General features: G+C 71.0%; 15 protein-coding genes and 2 pseudogenes. 7 read left to right on the top strand and 10 right to left on the bottom strand.

What is annotated here, in order from left to right; translation table 11 throughout:
• Positions 1–86: 86 nt before the first annotated feature.
• Together ACFYP4_RS16945 and ACFYP4_RS16940 are read right to left on the bottom strand one after the other, a co-directional pair.
• Positions 87–419: a hypothetical protein gene (locus ACFYP4_RS16945; RefSeq protein ID WP_358851227.1), complete on the bottom strand. Its 333-nt coding sequence runs from the start codon at positions 417–419 to the stop codon at positions 87–89.
• 266 nt (positions 420–685) lie between these two features.
• A complete protein-coding gene (locus ACFYP4_RS16940; RefSeq protein WP_388786010.1) occupies positions 686–1,150 on the bottom strand; it encodes a PP2C family protein-serine/threonine phosphatase in 465 nt (154 codons plus the stop codon).
• Positions 1,151–1,634: 484 nt separating this feature from the next.
• Between ACFYP4_RS16940 and ACFYP4_RS16935 the strand changes: the two are divergent.
• Positions 1,635–1,969 (top strand): annotated as a pseudogene (locus tag ACFYP4_RS16935) (MerR family transcriptional regulator); the annotation flags it as partial.
• A 159-nt stretch (positions 1,970–2,128) separates the two neighbouring features.
• Here ACFYP4_RS16935 and ACFYP4_RS16930 read toward each other — a convergent pair.
• The gene (locus ACFYP4_RS16930; protein WP_388786008.1) at positions 2,129–3,913 is read right to left on the bottom strand and encodes a cellulase family glycosylhydrolase; all 1,785 of its coding nucleotides are present in this window, start codon (positions 3,911–3,913) and stop codon (positions 2,129–2,131) included.
• Between the two features lie 365 nt (positions 3,914–4,278).
• On the opposite strand from ACFYP4_RS16930, the pseudogene ACFYP4_RS16925 reads away from it, so the two are divergent.
• Positions 4,279–4,623, top strand: a pseudogene (locus ACFYP4_RS16925) (IS5/IS1182 family transposase); the annotation flags it as partial.
• A 13-nt stretch (positions 4,624–4,636) separates the two neighbouring features.
• Here ACFYP4_RS16925 and ACFYP4_RS16920 read toward each other — a convergent pair.
• The 3 genes from ACFYP4_RS16920 to ACFYP4_RS16910 all read right to left on the bottom strand — a co-directional run bounded on the left by ACFYP4_RS16920 (position 4,637) and on the right by ACFYP4_RS16910 (position 7,456).
• Positions 4,637–5,164, bottom strand: a complete 528-nt coding sequence (locus ACFYP4_RS16920) for a ferredoxin (protein WP_358851229.1) — start codon at positions 5,162–5,164, stop codon at positions 4,637–4,639.
• A gap of 216 nt (positions 5,165–5,380) precedes the next feature.
• Positions 5,381–6,565: a serine hydrolase domain-containing protein gene (locus ACFYP4_RS16915; RefSeq protein ID WP_358851230.1), complete on the bottom strand. Its 1,185-nt coding sequence runs from the start codon at positions 6,563–6,565 to the stop codon at positions 5,381–5,383.
• Positions 6,566–6,886: 321 nt separating this feature from the next.
• On the bottom strand, positions 6,887–7,456 hold the full coding sequence (locus ACFYP4_RS16910) for a TfoX/Sxy family protein (RefSeq protein ID WP_388786006.1): 570 nt from the start codon (positions 7,454–7,456) through the stop codon (positions 6,887–6,889).
• A gap of 435 nt (positions 7,457–7,891) precedes the next feature.
• Between ACFYP4_RS16910 and ACFYP4_RS16905 the strand changes: the two genes are divergently transcribed.
• Positions 7,892–8,479, top strand: a complete 588-nt coding sequence (locus tag ACFYP4_RS16905; protein WP_388786004.1) for an ALF repeat-containing protein — start codon at positions 7,892–7,894, stop codon at positions 8,477–8,479.
• Between the two features lie 150 nt (positions 8,480–8,629).
• Here ACFYP4_RS16905 and ACFYP4_RS16900 read toward each other — a convergent pair whose 3' ends face one another.
• Positions 8,630–9,337, bottom strand: a complete 708-nt coding sequence (locus tag ACFYP4_RS16900) for a hypothetical protein (RefSeq protein WP_388786002.1) — start codon at positions 9,335–9,337, stop codon at positions 8,630–8,632.
• Here ACFYP4_RS16900 and ACFYP4_RS16895 point away from each other — a divergent pair.
• Both ACFYP4_RS16895 and ACFYP4_RS16890 read left to right on the top strand, forming a co-directional pair.
• Positions 9,315–9,755 (top strand): hypothetical protein, encoded by a 441-nt coding sequence (locus ACFYP4_RS16895; protein WP_388786000.1) that lies wholly within the window; start codon positions 9,315–9,317, stop codon positions 9,753–9,755. The genes ACFYP4_RS16900 and ACFYP4_RS16895 overlap by 23 nt on opposite strands.
• A gap of 80 nt (positions 9,756–9,835) precedes the next feature.
• The gene (locus tag ACFYP4_RS16890) at positions 9,836–10,468 is read left to right on the top strand and encodes a GNAT family N-acetyltransferase (protein WP_388785998.1); all 633 of its coding nucleotides are present in this window, start codon (positions 9,836–9,838) and stop codon (positions 10,466–10,468) included.
• Positions 10,469–10,501: 33 nt separating this feature from the next.
• On the opposite strand, the gene ACFYP4_RS16885 is transcribed toward ACFYP4_RS16890, so the two are convergent.
• Together ACFYP4_RS16885 and ACFYP4_RS16880 are read right to left on the bottom strand one after the other, a co-directional pair.
• Positions 10,502–10,984, bottom strand: coding sequence for an STAS domain-containing protein (locus ACFYP4_RS16885; RefSeq protein WP_388785996.1), 483 nt, complete (start codon positions 10,982–10,984; stop codon positions 10,502–10,504).
• 267 nt (positions 10,985–11,251) lie between these two features.
• A complete protein-coding gene (locus ACFYP4_RS16880; RefSeq protein ID WP_358851235.1) occupies positions 11,252–11,728 on the bottom strand; it encodes an Lrp/AsnC family transcriptional regulator in 477 nt (158 codons plus the stop codon).
• Between the two features lie 241 nt (positions 11,729–11,969).
• Here ACFYP4_RS16880 and ACFYP4_RS16875 point away from each other — a divergent pair, with 241 nt between their 5' ends.
• Together ACFYP4_RS16875 and ACFYP4_RS16870 are read left to right on the top strand one after the other, a co-directional pair.
• Positions 11,970–13,457: an FUSC family protein gene (locus tag ACFYP4_RS16875; protein WP_388785994.1), complete on the top strand. Its 1,488-nt coding sequence runs from the start codon at positions 11,970–11,972 to the stop codon at positions 13,455–13,457.
• Positions 13,458–13,589: 132 nt separating this feature from the next.
• Complete coding sequence (locus tag ACFYP4_RS16870; RefSeq protein ID WP_388785992.1) at positions 13,590–14,630, top strand: lactonase family protein; 1,041 nt, start codon at positions 13,590–13,592, stop codon at positions 14,628–14,630.
• A 134-nt stretch (positions 14,631–14,764) separates the two neighbouring features.
• Here the strand turns inward: ACFYP4_RS16870 and ACFYP4_RS16865 are convergent, their stop codons facing one another.
• Positions 14,765–15,688, bottom strand: a complete 924-nt coding sequence (locus ACFYP4_RS16865) for a hypothetical protein (RefSeq protein ID WP_358851238.1) — start codon at positions 15,686–15,688, stop codon at positions 14,765–14,767.
• Between the last annotated feature and the right edge of the window lie 156 nt (positions 15,689–15,844).

Raw genomic sequence — 15,844 nt, 5'->3', positions numbered from 1 at the left:
TGATGGCGTGTGCAAGCCGACGGGTCGACGCCGGAAGGGCAGCCCCGAACCATGTTCGGAGCTGCCCAGTGAGCCGGTATCAGCTCTTACAGGCCAAGCCCGAGGTTCAGGAGGCCCCCGGTCGGTTCCGAGTCGTTGATGTTGGCGGCATCGACGTCCCCACCGGCGCAGATCTGCTGGATGGCACTCGAGGGGGCCGAGCCGGTGCCCAGGAGTCCGAGGCTGCCCAGATTGATGAGGCCGTTCTGCACAGTGTTCTGCGGCACCTCAGCCGACTGCTCACACAGCGTCACACCCGAGTCGCCTCCGGTGTCGTCACCGTAGCGGGACCCGTCCTCGGCGGAGGCCACACCGGCCCCGAACGTGCTGACACACCCGATCATGGCAGTCACCACAGCGGCCTTGCGAAGCTTACGCACTGCATCTCCACTTCCGTCGGATTCAATATGCGCCGTTATGAAACGCATATCGCCTAGGTAGACAATAAGCGTAGAATGTTCACTTTGCGCGAGGGGCAGGTCAAGTCGGCGTGCGACCACTCGAATGGCCCAGCCCGCCGGGCGGAAGACGGATCCAAGGCTGAGCTGCGCGGCGTCATCGCATCGCCCCTGATGGCTCCACCTACCCGGAGTACGGCCGTCCCGACAAGGTGTTCCGGCTCAGCCGGCACCGCGAACGAGGCGCGTCACCGAGGGACGCTCCCGCAGTCGTCGCCCTCTCCCGGGCGGTCGTGGGACGGCAGGCCGGCGACGGCTCCGGCCCGATCGGTGGGGACGGCCGAGGGGCAGAGCCACTCGAAGAACAGTACGGTCGCGTCGTCCTGCAGCCGGCCGTCGTGGTATTCGAGCACCGCGTGGATCAGGCGCCGCAGGCTCTCTGGCACGGACGGACCGTCCGCGTGCCGACGGACCAGGAAGTCGGCGAAGCGTTCCAGCCCGAACTCCCGCTCGCCGCACCCACGGGCTCCGGTGATGCCCTCGGTGTACATCACCACGCGGTCTCCGGGATCCAGTTGGTGGCGGCACACCGTGACGGGCAGGCCGAGGTTGGTGCCCATCGGGTGCGCGGGACGGCAGTTCAGGTGGGTGTGCCGGCGGCGACCACGAATGGTCACCGGCGGATGATGGCCGCGGTTGACCCAGGTCAGCACACCGGTGCGCGTGTCCAGGTCGGCGAGGACGCCCGTCGCGTAGCGCAGCTGGCCGAACTGCTCGATCTACGCGCTCTCGATCCTCTTGGTGATCTCGACGAGAGAAGCTCCCTGACGGCGGGAGTTGCGGCAAGGCCCCCATGCCAGGTGGGCGGTCAGGCCCGCGGCGGCTCGGGCCGTTCGACGAGGTGGCCCGTTCGGAGCGGGCACCGGCCCGGACCAGGGCGACGAGCTGAGGTGCGGTCACGGTCCGCCGGCGTTCCTGTGCGGACTACGGGCTGTCCGGCGGGTCAGGGCCGGGCCGGGAGGCGGCGGGCCGCGTATGAGCCGTCGGTCGGGATGGAACCACGCGTCGCCAGGACCTCGCCTGTGTCGGCGAACCCCCAGTGGGCCACATGCCTCCCGCCCTTGAACGGCTGTTCGACTCGGACGATAGAGCGGCTCAACAGGCTCTCGAACCAGCCGGCGCACCACTCCCCGAGCTCCTCAACCGTGCCGGAGGCCGGGAAGGAGCCGCGCTCGGGCGAGGCTCACCGAACTCGGCCTCAGCCTCGATGAAGTGCGCGACGCCCTCGCCGACGACGCCGGGCGCGAACTGACCGAGATATTGGCCCGCCAGGAAGCCGACATCCGGGAACGCCGCTGCCGACTCGGCGCCCTGCTCGCCGAGCCGCCCGGCGCGACCGGGCCCGCCTCACCCGCCCTCGCCGCACTGCTGGCAAAGGCCCTCCGAACAGACTCGGCGGCACCGCCAAGGACCGCGAGTACTTCACGCTGCTGGGCGCCACCAGCACCGGTAACCAAAAGATGCTCGGGCTGCTCCGGCAATTTCGGCACCCTACAGGGCCGCCGGCCCGGCGGTTGTGGCCGGGCCGGCGGGTGCTTCCTGTCCGATACCGCCGGGTCTGGGTTTCCGGGGGTTGCGGTGGGGCCACTGCGGGGGCGCAACTGATGTCGGTTGCGGGGCAGCGGCTGTGGTCAGGCTGTGGTGCAGGTCCTGCCGTTGAGGGTGAAGGTGGTCGGGGCGGTGTTCGTGGCGCCCCTGCTGGCGATGAAACCGAGAGTGACGGAACCGCCGGCGGTGATGGTGTCGGTGTAGGAGGCGGGGATCACGCTCACGGAGTCGCCTGCCTGGGTGGGGGTACCGCCCCACATGTTGTTGATGGTCTGGCCGTTGGTGAAGGTGAAGCCGAGCTTCCAGTTGCTGACGGCGGCGGCGCCGGTGTTGCGGATGGTGATCTCGCTCTGGAAGCCGCTTCCCCAGTCCCCCACCAAGCGGTAGCCGACGGAGCAGGTGCCCGCCGGGGTGCCGGTGGTGGTGACGGTAACGGTGGCGGAGCGGGTGGAGCGGTTGCCGGCCGCGTCCTTGGCGTAAACGGCGAAGGTGTAGGCCGTGTTGCCGGACAGCCCTGTGACCGTGGCCCGGTTGGACGCCGAGCCGGCCACCCGCGTCTCGGTGCCGCCGGTGACACGGACGACGTCGTAGCCGGTGACACCCACGTTGTCCGTGGAGGCCGCCCAGCTCAAGGTCGCGGAGGTGGCCGTCACCTCGGAGGCGGTGGGAGTCCCCGGAGCGGTGGGCGCAGCGGTGTCACCGCCGGGATCATCGGGGGTCTGGCTGAGCAGGTGCGCCTTGAACCCCTCACCGTAGGTGCTGGTCGGTGTGCCGTTCCAGTCCTCGATGAGCACATTGCCACCGCTGCAACCCCAAGGGTTCCAGGTCCAGGCCGTGTACCCGACCTTGTTGGCGTCCGCCCAGGCCATCACCTTGTCGATGTAGTCATGGGCGCAGGTGTTCTGACCGATCTCGCCGGCCTGGACCGGCACCTGGGCGGCGACCGCTCCGATGTTGCTGTCCCAGCACGAGGTGGTCACGCAGCCGTTGAAGTTGTAGGAGTGCCATGAGGCCATCAGATTGCCGGTGGGGTCGGCCGGCTTGAATTCCAGCCACCGACTCAGGTTGTTGGTCCACTCCAGACCGCCCGACATGATCACGTTGGTGGCGCCGGTGGCGCGTACCGCGTTGACGAGGGTCTGCATGCCGGCGACCGGGTAGGTGATCCCGGCGCAGGTGCCGCCGTCACGCAGACAGGTCCATGCGGCCGTGGCGTCGGACCAGTTGTTGGCCGCGTCCGGGTACGGCTCGTTGAACAGGTCGAAGATGACCGCCCCGTTCCCCTTGAACATCGTGGCCACCTCGGACCAGAACGTGGGGGTGTAGCGCGCGTCCGGCATCGGCTTCTGACAGGTGGCCGCGACGTCCGTGCAGCCGCCGCCGGGGCCGGTGTACTCGCCCCAAGTCCAGTGCAGGTCGAGGATCACGTTGATGCCGTTGGCCACCAGGCGGTCCGCGTAGGTCTTGACCGCCTGCTGGTACGCCGCAGCGGTGGGCGCTGTCGGAGGTAAGTTCCCGGTGCCCAGCCAGCACTCCTCGTTCAGCGGGATCCGGACAGTGTTGATCTTCCATGCCTTCATCGCGTCGACGGCCGCCTGGTCCGTCGGCCCGTCGAATATCTCCTTGCCCTGGACACAGCCGAACTCCCCGCCGGACCGGTTGACGCCCAGTGGGCGGAACGTCGAATTGGACCCGGTGACCAGGCGGTTGCCCGAAACGTGCAGTGCCGGCGCCGCGGCGGCCGCCGATGCCCTGCCGTCTGCGGCGGACCGACCGACCGCCGAGGCCGGGCCGCCGAATCCGGCCACCGAACCCGCCACAAGCACTCCGACAACGCCGAAAGCCCGCAGGGCTCTTCGCATGCTCATCGCACTCTCCCTCAACGCACGTATGTGACCGAACACGCCATATGGGCGCCGCCCGGCGAGAGACCGGCCTCAAAGCGGGTTCCACAATGGGCAATGCGCCTCTCCCTGGCTGGATGGCCTTCCATGCGGCGCACAACGCTGTTCCGACGACCGTGGGAGCGCTCCCATAGGTAGTGAGCGTAGACGCGCCGGGCAACTGGACGGAAGCTCTCTGCAGGACTTGTTCTGACGTCGAACCCTGAGGCTTCGGAAGCGGGCAGAGGAGGGTGGTCGACGAGAGCGGGACGGGGGCGATTCATTCGCGCCACAAAAGTCCGCATGGTTCAGCCCCTGCTCAATGTGAGTCGCGGGGCGGCCCGGCCGAGGTCCGCGTTCCTCGACAAGGTGGCGGCCGCCCCCGCACGCGTCCGGACACACTGAGCGCCGACAAGGCCTGAGCTCCCGCCGCGTACGATCTATCTGCGCAAACGTCGGATCCCGCACAGCCTTCCGGAGAAGAAGGATCAGGTAGGCCACCGCTGGCCCGCGGTTCAGCGGGCGGCCGTCCACTCGGCTTTGACCGCACCACGTACAAGCGCCGCAACGAAGTCCGACGCATGATCAACCGGCTGAAAGGCTTCCGTGCTGCGGCGACGCGCTATGACAAGCGCGCCTGCGTGTTCCACGGCACCGTGACCGTCGCCGCGATCCGCCTCCGGCTCTGCGACTGATGCCCCACCGCCATCAGAGCTGCGGCAGGCGGTTCGCTCTCGTCGGAGAGCGTCGCTCCTCAAGCCAGAAAAGGTAGACGCGGAGATGCGATGCCAGCTCGCCGTCGAGGTACGCGGCGTAGCTCCTGGCAGCCGCGGCCACCCTCTGCCCGGCCTTCGCGTCATCGGCCTCCCAGTCCGCTCGCCGATTCGCCAGATACTCCCTGATCAGCCCTCGGTCGTGCCACCATTCCCGCACCGCTGCCGGCGTCCAATGGATGTCGCCGTCACAGCCATAGCCGGAGAACGCCTCGGACTCTGCTGCGCCGACCAGCTGCTGGAGCTCGTCCGGCGTCCGGGGCTGCCGGTACACGTACTCGGTGAAGTAGTCGGCCTCGTAGAGCACGAGCTCCGGCGCATGGATACGGCCGGTGCCACAGTTGTCAGTGTCTGCCCCATAGAACGGTCCGGGCACGTTGAGCCACTTCCGATCCGACCACTGCCCGAGGAACGCTCCGCGCGCATCGCCGAGCACAGGCACCGGATCGAAGTAGAGGGCCACGGCCTAAGGTTAGCCAGGCGCCGAACGATTCACCGGACACGCCGTAGACGGGCGCGTCGTCAGGGCTGACAGGGGCAGCGTGGACGACGAAGACGGGCCATCGCCGGGGTGAGTGGGAAAGGCCCATGAGAGGCAAGGGGGTGCACGGCCGCTGGTCTGTGCGGCACCAGCGGAGCGCCGCGCTGAGCTCACCGCCCACAGCGACGACACCTCCGCTCACGGGGTGCTTGGATCCCCGGTGCACAGTGCGTGGTCGATCAGGGCGCTGGCCGCGTTCTCCTGCTCCAGTATGTGCTCCATGGTGTCGCCGCGGGCCTCGGACATGGAGACCACAGCGCTTCGACGCCCGTCATCGGTGACTCCGTTCAGGGTGATGTAGCCGCCGTCCCCGCCCTCATGGCTCCAGTAGGTTCCTCCACATCCAAGAGGACGTTCGACCAGGCCGAGCCCGTACCGGCCCTTGGGCCACAACTGTTGGACCTCCGCGCTCACGGGGACGGTCTGCTTCATCTTGGCCAGCTGCCTTGCCGGTAGTAGGCGGCCGTCGAGCAGCGCGCGGAAGAAGTGATTTTCATCCCGAGTGGTCGTGACCCACGAAAGGTTCGCGTGGTCCACCGGTATCTGGTCGGTGACATCCACCCGGGAACCAGGGCCGAAGAGCTGGTAAGCCTGGGCGTGGGGCCTGGGCAGGGTGGGCGAGGTGCCCATCCACCGGGTCTGGTCGAGGCCCAGCGGGCGCAGGATGCGGTTTTCGGTCTCTTGGTGAGCGGGGTGACCGGTTGCCTTCTGGGTGATCATGTCGAGCAGGACGTAGCCGGTGTTGGAGTACGCCCAGCCCTTGCCGGGCAGGAAGTCCTCCGGTTCATGGGCCATGGCGAGGTCGACCAGCTGCTCGGGTTCGTAGATGTTGTAGCGCTGCTGGTAGTACTCCTTCGGCGTGGTGTATCCGGGCAGGGCGTCCCGGATGCCGCTGGTGTGCTGGAGCAGGTGGCGGATGGTGATCTGGCTGCCGTCGTTGCCGTTGCCGCGCACAACTCCGGGCAGCCAGTGGTCGACCGTGTCGTCCAGGGACAGCCGGCCCTCGGCCTCCAGCTGGAGGACCACGGTGGCAACCAGCGTCTTGGACGTGCTGGCCATGCGGAAGTAGCCGCCGGAAGAGACCGGGCGGCCGGTGTTCAGGTCGGCGGTACCGCTGGTGGCGACTGACTGCCGACCGTCAGGCGCGATCACGCGGGCCTGCACACCGCTCACACCGAGGGCGTGGATCGCCTTGGTGTCCCGGCGTAACTGCTCCACAGGGGAGGGACTGGCGGGCCGAGCGATGGCGGGGGCCACCTCGGCGGCGAGCAGCGTAGCGACACCGAGTGCCATGACCAGGTGCTTTCTCAGAGTCGAAGTCATGGCTGGAGGCTAGTTTCGCTCCCACTGGGGCACTATCCGGCGCACCCCCAGATCGGAACGGGGGATACCTCCCCAGCGCGGGCCGTCGCCAGCCACACCACCGAGCGGTTCCGCCGTCAGACGGGACCGCTCTCTTGTCTCAAGGAGCCTCAATGACCCCTGCGACGGGAAGAGTGGGCAGTTCGTCGGGCGCGAGGAGGAAGCGGAGCGGACCTGTTGGCCGGCGACCGACCGCTGTTCAAACCTGGCACGACGCGGTCCACAGCAGTGACAACGCCGCCGCCGGTACAGCACACCGCAGCGCCGGGCGGGCGGTGTCGGTCATTTTGAGGTCGCTTTCCTGTTGTAGTCGAGTGCTTCCTGGATCCAGAAGCGGAAGGCCTTCTCCGATGCGAGGGCAGAGGCATCGACAACGATCCATCCCCGGCTCATCGGTTTGCCCCGCATCTCGGGCCAGTGGGTGCCTTGCCGCTTCAGCAGTTCTGTAGCTCGCTCCGGGTCGCAGCGGACCATCAACTGGCCGTGGGCATTGGCCGTGGCTGCCATCTTTCCGTTGAAGATGAAGGAGAGGCCGCCGAACATCTTCACCTCGCGGGAGTCGGCACGGCCGGACAGTACCTGCCGGATGCGGTCGGCCAGATTCGGGTCGTATGCCATGGTCGGACTGCTCCTACCGGTGTCTGGGGAGGGGGCATCGGGGTCATTGAGGGTCGAGGCGTCCTGCTGGCAAAACGTATTCGCGCCGGGTATTCCCTTGCCGGCGCGTTTGGTGCTGGTGGCGAGGGCGGCGGGCCGCAGGGTCCCGGGGCCCTGACGTGCGCGGGCGCGGTCGGTGCCCCGGCCCCAGCGGTTCATGGCTGATGCCGGTATCCGTAGGCACGGCTCGGTCACCAGCGAACGGTACGCCACCGTGGCGGACTGATCGAGGAGCGTGCGCAGCCCGCACACGACCTCTCGGATTTCACTGCCGGATGGGGTAAGGACCCGCATGACGGCCGTGCAGCAGCACGACCGGCTCCCCGGCCCGCCCCGGTCCCGGCAGACAAGCCGAACGCCATCGCGCACCACCACGCGCTCGGACCCCACCACGACCGCCCCCAGGAATCGTCTCGCCCCGATCATGCCCCGACAGCCACGAGCCGCGCACAAGGCCGCCCTTCTCGAAGGCGCGCCGCTATGAAACACCGGCCACCTCCGCGGCGACGGTGGCCTGCGACCGCAGCGGGGCAATGGCCACTGTCAGACCCAGGTGGCAGCATCACCGAAGTGAACGCCCTGAGGCGTCCTCAACTCACCTCCGCAGCAAAACGAAGAGGAGCATTCCCCTTGCGACTGCATCGCACAGCGCCCTGCATTGCCGCGGGCATCCTCGCCCCGGCCCTCCTGCTCGCCACCCCGTCCTTCGCCGCCACGGCGGCACCGACCGCGGTGACGGTGCCCGCGGTGTCCTCGTCCGCGGACGAGCCGGACGCCGACGACCTGAGGGTGGCCATAGTCCGGATCCTCGCCGACCCGGACAGCGGCCGGCGTGTGACACGAGAAGCCAACGCCCTCCTGGACGCCAACGACCCCGAGGCGATGCGCGCCTGGCTGGAGACCGGCTACCGGATCGCCCAGGCCGAGGACGACCGCGTCGCCATCACGCGCCTGCTCGCCGACCCCGACAGCGGCCGGCGCGTCATCGCCGAGGTCAACGCCCTCCTGGACGCCAACGACTCCGAGGCGATGCGCGCCTGGCTGGAGACCGGCCACCGGATCGCCCAGGCCGAGGACGACCGCGTCGCCATCGCCCGTATCCTCGCCGACCCATCCATCAGCCCGGCCCTGCGCGCGGCAGCCAACGCCGCCCTCGACGACAACACACCCGAAGCGCTGCGCCACTTCCTGGAGGTCGGCAGGCACCAGGTCGCCTGACCGGCACGGCGCCGCACCACAGCGCCTCGTCCGGGTGGCACCCCCTCCGGAGCCAAGGTCGGTTTCGCCACCAAGGCGCTGAAGACCTCCGCACGATGGACCGGGGCGTCAAGGGCGCGTACTGGGCTGGCGGAGTTCTCGACGGAGAGATCATGCAGGAGGAAATGTGTCCCCACAGGCAGCGGCGACAACAGACAACTGGCCGGCAACCATCGTCATGTTGCTCCTCGGAGCCGCTGTCGTGGCCTTCTTCCTGATCAAGGGGAAGAAGAGGTAGAAACACCTCGCACGTTGCGGCTGCCGCCCCTGCTGCGCGGGGCGGCAGCCGCGCAGCAGGGGCGGCCGGCTGGTCTTCCACGTCTTCGCAGCCCTCGCCGAGTTCATCCGCGAACCCATCGTCATCGGCACGAACGAGGGCCTGGCCGCCGCCCGCGAGCGCGGCCGGGTCGGCGGGCGCCCGAGCGTCGCCAACGAGGAAAGCTTCTGGTGCCGACGCTGCGCGCTGCAGTCCCGGTCCCACAGGTGCGTGACGGCCCCGGTCGTGTCATCGACGATCCGCACCTCGACGTGCCGGGCGCCCTCCAGCAACCGCTCCACGTACAACTCGGCTCTGCCGAAGCTCTGTCGCGCCTCGGAGCGGCAGCGTTCCCAGGCCTGTGCCAGTTCCCCGGCCGACCGCACCACCTGCATCCCGCGGCCGCCGCCCCCGCCGACCCCCTTGACCATGACCGGGCCGCCCGCGAGAAAATTCCGCGCCTCGTCGAGGCCGGTGTCTGCGCGGGTTCCTTCGAGGACCGGCACGCCGAGGTCCACGGCGAGCGCAAGCGCGCGTGCCTTGTCCCCGAAGAGGGCGAGCACCTCGGGGGAGGGGCCGACGAAACGATCTCCTGATCCAGACACGCCCGGCGAACCGCGCGTCCTCCAGGCCTCCGTCGGCGCCTTCATCGCCGCCTACGCCCGGCACCTGCCACTGCTCGGCCTGCTGGAGCAGCAGACCCGCAGTGACCCGCACGTGCGTGAGCTGTGGAAGGAGATCAGGGAGCGGCCCGTGCACCGCCACGCGCGCTACATCCGCCGGCTGGCCGCCGAGGGCAGGGCGGCGCCGGTCGCGGAGCCGCTCGCCGTCGCCCGCGTGGTGGGCGGCATGTGCGTCGAGTTCGCCCGGCTCACCGCCGCGGCACCCGGGACGTCCGAGGCCGCCGTGCGCGACGTCACGGCGATGTACCTGCACCTGCTCGGGGCCGGCCCCCGGCCTCCGCGGGAGCCCCGCTCCTGACGGGTGGGTGACGGGACTTCGAAGCACCCGTCCTGGAACGGGGAGTTGTGGGAGCGCTCCCCGTTGTGCAGGATGCTGCGGTGACTTCGTCTCCCGCCGTACGTCCCTACCGCAGCAAGGACCGAGCGGCCCTCGAGGACATCTGCGTCCGCACCGCCCACAACGGCGGAGACAGCAGGCCCCATTACGAGGATCCCGGGATCTTTCCCACGACCTTCGCCGTCCCGTACGTGGAGCTGGAGCCGGAACTCGCGTTCGTGCTGGACGACGGGCGGGGGGAGGCGGTCGGCTACATCCTCGGCACCGCGGACACCGTCCGCTTCGCCGCGGCCTTCCGCGACCGGTGGCTGCCCCTGGTCGCGGACCGCTATCCGCGGCCGCCCGAACCGGCCAGCACGCCCGACGAGGCGATGATGTTGCTGCTGCACCGTCCCGAGCGCATGGTCGTCCCGGAAGTCGCCGCGTACCCGGCCCATCTGCACATCGACCTGCTCCCCGAGTGGCAGGGGCGCGGCCACGGCCGTGCGCTGATGCGGACCCTGCTGCTCGCACTGCGGGACAGGGGCGTGCCGGCCGTCCACCTGGCGATGGTGACGTCCAACCGCCCGGCCAGGGCGTTCTACGACCGTCTGGGCTTCCACGAGATCGACGTGCCCGACCCCGGTCCTGTCACCTACCTCGGGCGCGCGACGGGACAGCTCGACGGGCTGTGAGCCCCGACCGGGACGGGCGTGACGTCCGCCCGGTCACTCGCCCCCGCCGCCCCGCGGGTTCTGTTGCGGTGACGGACGGTGCGGCGGCTGCGGGGACCCGCGGACCGCACGGTCCTCCGGACTGGATGCCACCGGCGGCCACACCGGACGGTGCTCCGCGGGCAGGTCCAGCAGGGCCTGCCCGACCGTGAGCCGGGAGGGCAGCAGCTCCGAACTCCCCGTCTGCGCCAGCAGTTCCGTGAGGCGGCGGCCCGCTCCGGCCAGCATGAGCCTTCCCTGGCGGCGTTCCAGCAGCCACCGGACGGCCAGCAGGCTGTTGAGTCCCCGTGAGTCGCAGAAGACGAGAGCCGTGACATCCAGCACCAGATGCCGGTGACCGGCGTCCATGCTGGCGCCGAGCGTGCCGAGGAAGAGCCCCTCGCAGCTGTGGTCGAACTCGCCGCTGACCCGCAGGACCGCGCACGCGTCGCAACGGGTGATCTCGGTGATGGTCAGACGGTGGGTCCGTGTGGACATCGCACCTCCATCCGGCCCTGGTGCGGCGAGCCACGACCACCGGCGCTCTCCTGCACGTCCGTGCCCGTCCGGGCCGGGCGAACGGCCCGGACGATCCTCCTCCGGCTTCCCGTACCGGGCTGCCGCGCGATCCGGGTGCCCTCCGCATCGCCACCCGTACGGGTACGTGTGCCCAGCAATCCCGGCGACAGCACACGGGCGGGGCGGTGAAGGGGCCCGGTCCGGGATCGCCGGTGCGTGGGGCGAGGCTCCGGAAGGGCCGCCGGGTCAGCCGTCGGCCGCCCGGCCCATCGACTCGACCAGCGGCAGCAGCCGGTACGGAACGCGCTCGCGCAACACCACTTCGGTACGGGTCCGGACGACTCCCGGCAGGCTGATGAGGGACTGGATGACGTCCTCCAGATGCGCGTTGTCGCGCGCCACCACCCGGGTCAGCAGATCACCGCCGCCCGTGATCGAGAAGGCCTCGACGATCTCCGGCACGGCGGCGAGCGCGTCCCCCACGTCGTCGAGATTGCCCTGGGTGACCTCGACGTGCACGAAGGCGAGGACGGGGTGGCCGAGTGCGGCGGGGGACAGGGCGGGCGCCGTGCCGGTGATCACGCCGTCGCGCTCCAGCCGGTCCAGGCGGGCCTGCAGCGTGCCGCGGGCGACTCCGAGGATCCGCGCGTACTCCCGCACGCTGGTGCGCGGCTGCTCCAGGAGGAGCCGCAGGATGCGGGTGTCGAGTTCGTCCACGGCCATGGTCCGTTGGCCTCCCTGCCGTCATGAGTGATCCTGGGTGACTGTACCAATGGCCCAGTGAAATCAGGGCCGGTTGAGCCATCGCCCAGCTGATGTTTACCTTGTGCCCATTGATGGCGCCGCGCAGCGCAGGACAGGCAACGAAGCCGGATCCGTGCCCGCGGCGCCATTCCCACGTCCTGAGGGTGTCCTCGAAAGGCTGTGTCGACGCGATGGGGGCGGGCTGCCGGCGGTGAAGAAGATGTTCAAGGCTCCGGATCCGGGACTGTTCCGGCTGCGGGTCTCGGCGCGGGCGGTGCTCGGCATCGGCCTCGCAGTGACCCTGTCGGAACTCGCCGGACTGTCGTTGCCCGCCTCGATCACGGGCGGGCTCGCGGCGCTCCTCGCGCTGTTCACCGTGGGCGACCCGACGGTGCGCGGCCAGGCGGTCACCACCGCGCTGCTGCCGGCCGTCGGCTTCCCCGTCCTCGCGGTCGCCACCGCGCTGCACGGGGTGCCGGCCCTGCGGGACGCGACCTGGCTCGCGGTGATCTTCTGCGGGGTGTACGCCCGCCGCTGGGGACCGCGCGGCCACGCCCTCGGGATCTTCGCGTTCATGATGTTCTTCACCACCCAGTTCCTGCACGCCGAGACCGGTCAGCTGCCGGAGCTGTACGAGGCCGTCGCGCTGTCCCTGGCCGCCACCTCCGCGGTCCGCTTCGGCGCGTGGTGCATCGAGCGGCGCACTCCGCTGCCCGCCGCGCCCGCCCCGCTGGACGGACGCGGGCTCGGCCGCCCGGCCACCCGCCAGGCCTTCCAGGCGACCGCCGCCTGCGCCTTCGCCGTCGCCGCGGGCCCGGTCCTCTCGCACGAGCGCTGGTACTGGGCCGTCGGCACCGCCTGGTGGATCTTCGTGAACACCGCGTCGCGCGGCGAGACCCTGGTCCGCGGCTTCCGGCGCGTCGTCGGCACGGTCACCGGCATCGGAGCCGGGCTGCTCGTCGCCGTCCCCCTGCACGGTGCCCCGGCGCCCACCGCCGTGCTCGTCGCCGTGTGCGTCTTCGGCATCTTCTACACGGCGGCGCCCTCGTACAGCTGGATGATGTTCTTCGTCACCGTCATGGCGGGCCTGCTGTACGGACTCCTCGGCGTGCTGCATCCGGGGCTGCTGGCGCTGCGGTTCGCCGAGACCGGGGTCGGCGCCCTCGGCGCCGCGCTCGCGGTCACGCTGATCCTGCCGGTCACCACGCACGCGGTGACCGACCGCTGGATCGAGCGGGCGCTGCACGCGGTCCACGGCTGCACCGCCGCCGCGGCCCGACGGCTGGCCGGTGACGCCTCCGCGGATCCCGCGCCCCGCGTGGCGGAACTCGAAGCACTCCTCGGGCGGGTCCGGCAGGCCCTCGCACCCCTGGTCCATCCGCTCAACCCGCTGCGGGCGCGCAAGGCACGGGCCCGTCAGGTCCTCGCCCTGCTCGACGAGTGCGCCCGCGAGGCCCGTGGACTCGCCGCCGTGGCCGCCGACCCGGACGCCTCGCACGACGCGCGTCTGACCGCCGCCTGCGGGCGCGTCGAGGCGGCGATGGAGACGCTCGTCGGCGCCGTACCGGAACGTGCCCTGCCGGCGCACGCGGCCGTCCCCGGCCACCACCCCGGCGCCGAGCAGGCCCTCGCCCACCTCCACGGCCTGGAGCGGGCGCTCGCCGCCCTCGCCGCACCGCTGGGAGGCTCGCGGCTGCTGGGGGCGTGAGACCGCGGGGTTCGGCGGTGCCTTTCCGCGCAAACCCCGAACGCGCCGTGCGTCGCGGCGACTTGGTCCAGACCGATGGACCCCGGCTGCTACCGTCGCCCCGGACAGCGCAGGAGCGAGAGAGGGACGGCAGTGACAGACGGCGTCATGCGGCAACCACGGGCGTTCATCGGCTCGTTCACGGCGGCGGGAGGCCTCGGCGTCCTCATCGCGGACGTGGACGCGGAAGGCGGCACCCTGACGGTGCTGAGCGCGGCGGACGGCGTACCCGACCCGTCGTACCTCGCGCTGTCGCCCGACGGCGGCATGCTCTACACGGTCAGCGAGACGGCCGACGGGGCGGTGGCCGCCTACCGCGTGTCCGGCGACAAGCTGGTCGAGGCCGGGCCGCCCGTGCCGGTCGGCGGCAGCGGACCCACCTACCTCAGCCTCTTCGCCGGCCACGTCCTGACCGCCAACTACGATTCCGGCAGTGTCACCGCGGTGCCCGTCCGCGCCGACGGGAGGCTCGCCGACGCCCCCTCCCACGTGTTCACGCACACCGGCTCGGGCCCGCACGCCCCCCGCCAGCAGGGCCCGCACGCCCACCAGGTGCAGCCCGACCCGAGCGGCCGCTGGGCCGTGAGCGTGGACCTCGGCACGGACTCGGTGCGGGTGTGCGCGCTGGACGGCGGAACGCTCGCGCTGCACCGCGAGACGGCGTTGCGGCCCGGCTGCGGCCCCCGCCACCTGGCGTTCCATCCGCGCGGCGAGCACGCGTACCTCGCGAACGAACTCGCGCCCACCGTGACCGTCTGCCGCTGGGACGCCGCAGAGGGGGCGCTGCGGCCCCTCGGTGAGACCTCCGTGCTGCCGGGCTCCCCGGACGGCGACGCGTTCCCGTCGGGCATCGTCGTCTCGCCCGACGGCCGGTTCGTGTGGACCGCCGTCCGCGGCGAGGACGTGATCTCGGTGCTCGCGCTCGACGGAGAGGAGCTGCGACTCGTCGCGACGGTCCCGTGCGGCGGCACCTGGCCGCGCGCCCTCGCCCTCCACCCCTCGGGGCGCTTCCTCCACGTCGCCAACGAACGCTCCGGCGACGTGACCTGGTTCGCAGTGGACCCCGTCACCGGGATGCTGCGCAAGGGCGGCTCGATCCAGGCGCCCGCGGCGTCCTGCGTGGTGTTCGGCTGAACCGCGGAACCGCTCTCCGGCGCCCCCGGACCTCCCGCACGGCGAAGGGCCCGTTTCCGTGGAAACGGGCCCTTTCGGCGTCCGACGTGCGGTGTGCGCCCTGCCGGCGGCTTCCGCGCGCCGGCCGGACAGGTCTAGCGGACCGGCGCGCCCTGCGGCTGCTGCGGGGCGATGCCCAGCGCCGTCGTGTACTTGGCGAGCGCGAGCTTGCCGATCGCCGGGTACGGGCCGAGCGCCTCGGCGGCGGAGCAGCCCGCCTCCTTGGCGGCCTCCTCGAGCAGCCCCGGGTCCAGCTCGGGACCGATCAGGTACGGCGCGAGCGCCAGCTGCTGGGAACCGGAGGAACGCAGCTGCTCGGCGATGGCCGCGATCGAGCCCTCCTCGTCGAGCGCCGCCGCCATCACCGGCACCGCGAGCCGCGCGGCCAGCAGCATGCCGGTGATCCCGGCCGCCTGCACGGCCTCCTCGCCGCCCACCGACGCGAGGATGATGCCGTCGGCGGCGGTCGCCACGGTGAACAGCCGGGCCCGGTCGGCGCGCGCCAGACCCGCCTCGGACAGCCGCACGTGCAGCGCCTCGGCGAGCAGCGGGTGCGGCCCGAGCACGTCGGTCAGATCGGCCGCGACCCGGCTCTCCATGACGGCCTGGCGGATCCGGCGCAGCAGGGCGTTGTCCGGACCGGCGAGCAGCGGCACCACGACGGCCACGGGGCCGTCGGGCTCGGCCACGTCCGCCCCGGCGGCGCGCGCCTGCTCGAAGCGGGCGGTGCGCTCACCGGCGGCACGGCCGAGCACGGACTGCAGGGTGGGGAACTCGGCGTCGTCGCCGTCCAGGTACCCGATGCGGGCGTCGAGGCCGGGGAGCTCGGAGCGGGCGATGCTCACGACCTCCTCGGCGAGGCTGCGCGTGGCGGCACTGGGAGTGCCCGGCAGCGCGAGGACGAGCGCGGGCGCGCCCTCGGGAGCCGCCAGGGGTTCCGGGCGGCGGTGCCGCCCTGGCTGGCGGGGTCGCGGCATTCGTACGGGCAGGCCGGACGCGGGCCCAGTGGGGGAGCTCATGGCGCCGCATGTTACTGGTTTCCTGGGCTCCCCTGTTCGGGGAGGGTGCAGGTGAGCGGTATCCGTCCGGTTTTGTCGCATGAGTTGCATACGGATCAGAAATGATCGCCGCTGTGCGACTTGACGCGCATGGCGTGACTGTCCGGTTTCGTCCGG

Source organism: Streptomyces sp. NPDC005551, assembly GCF_042871785.1.
In the GTDB taxonomy this organism is placed as follows: domain Bacteria; phylum Actinomycetota; class Actinomycetes; order Streptomycetales; family Streptomycetaceae; genus Streptomyces.
The sequence above is the reverse complement of the archived record's forward strand: the minus strand, read 5'-3'. Positions and strand labels throughout refer to the sequence as shown.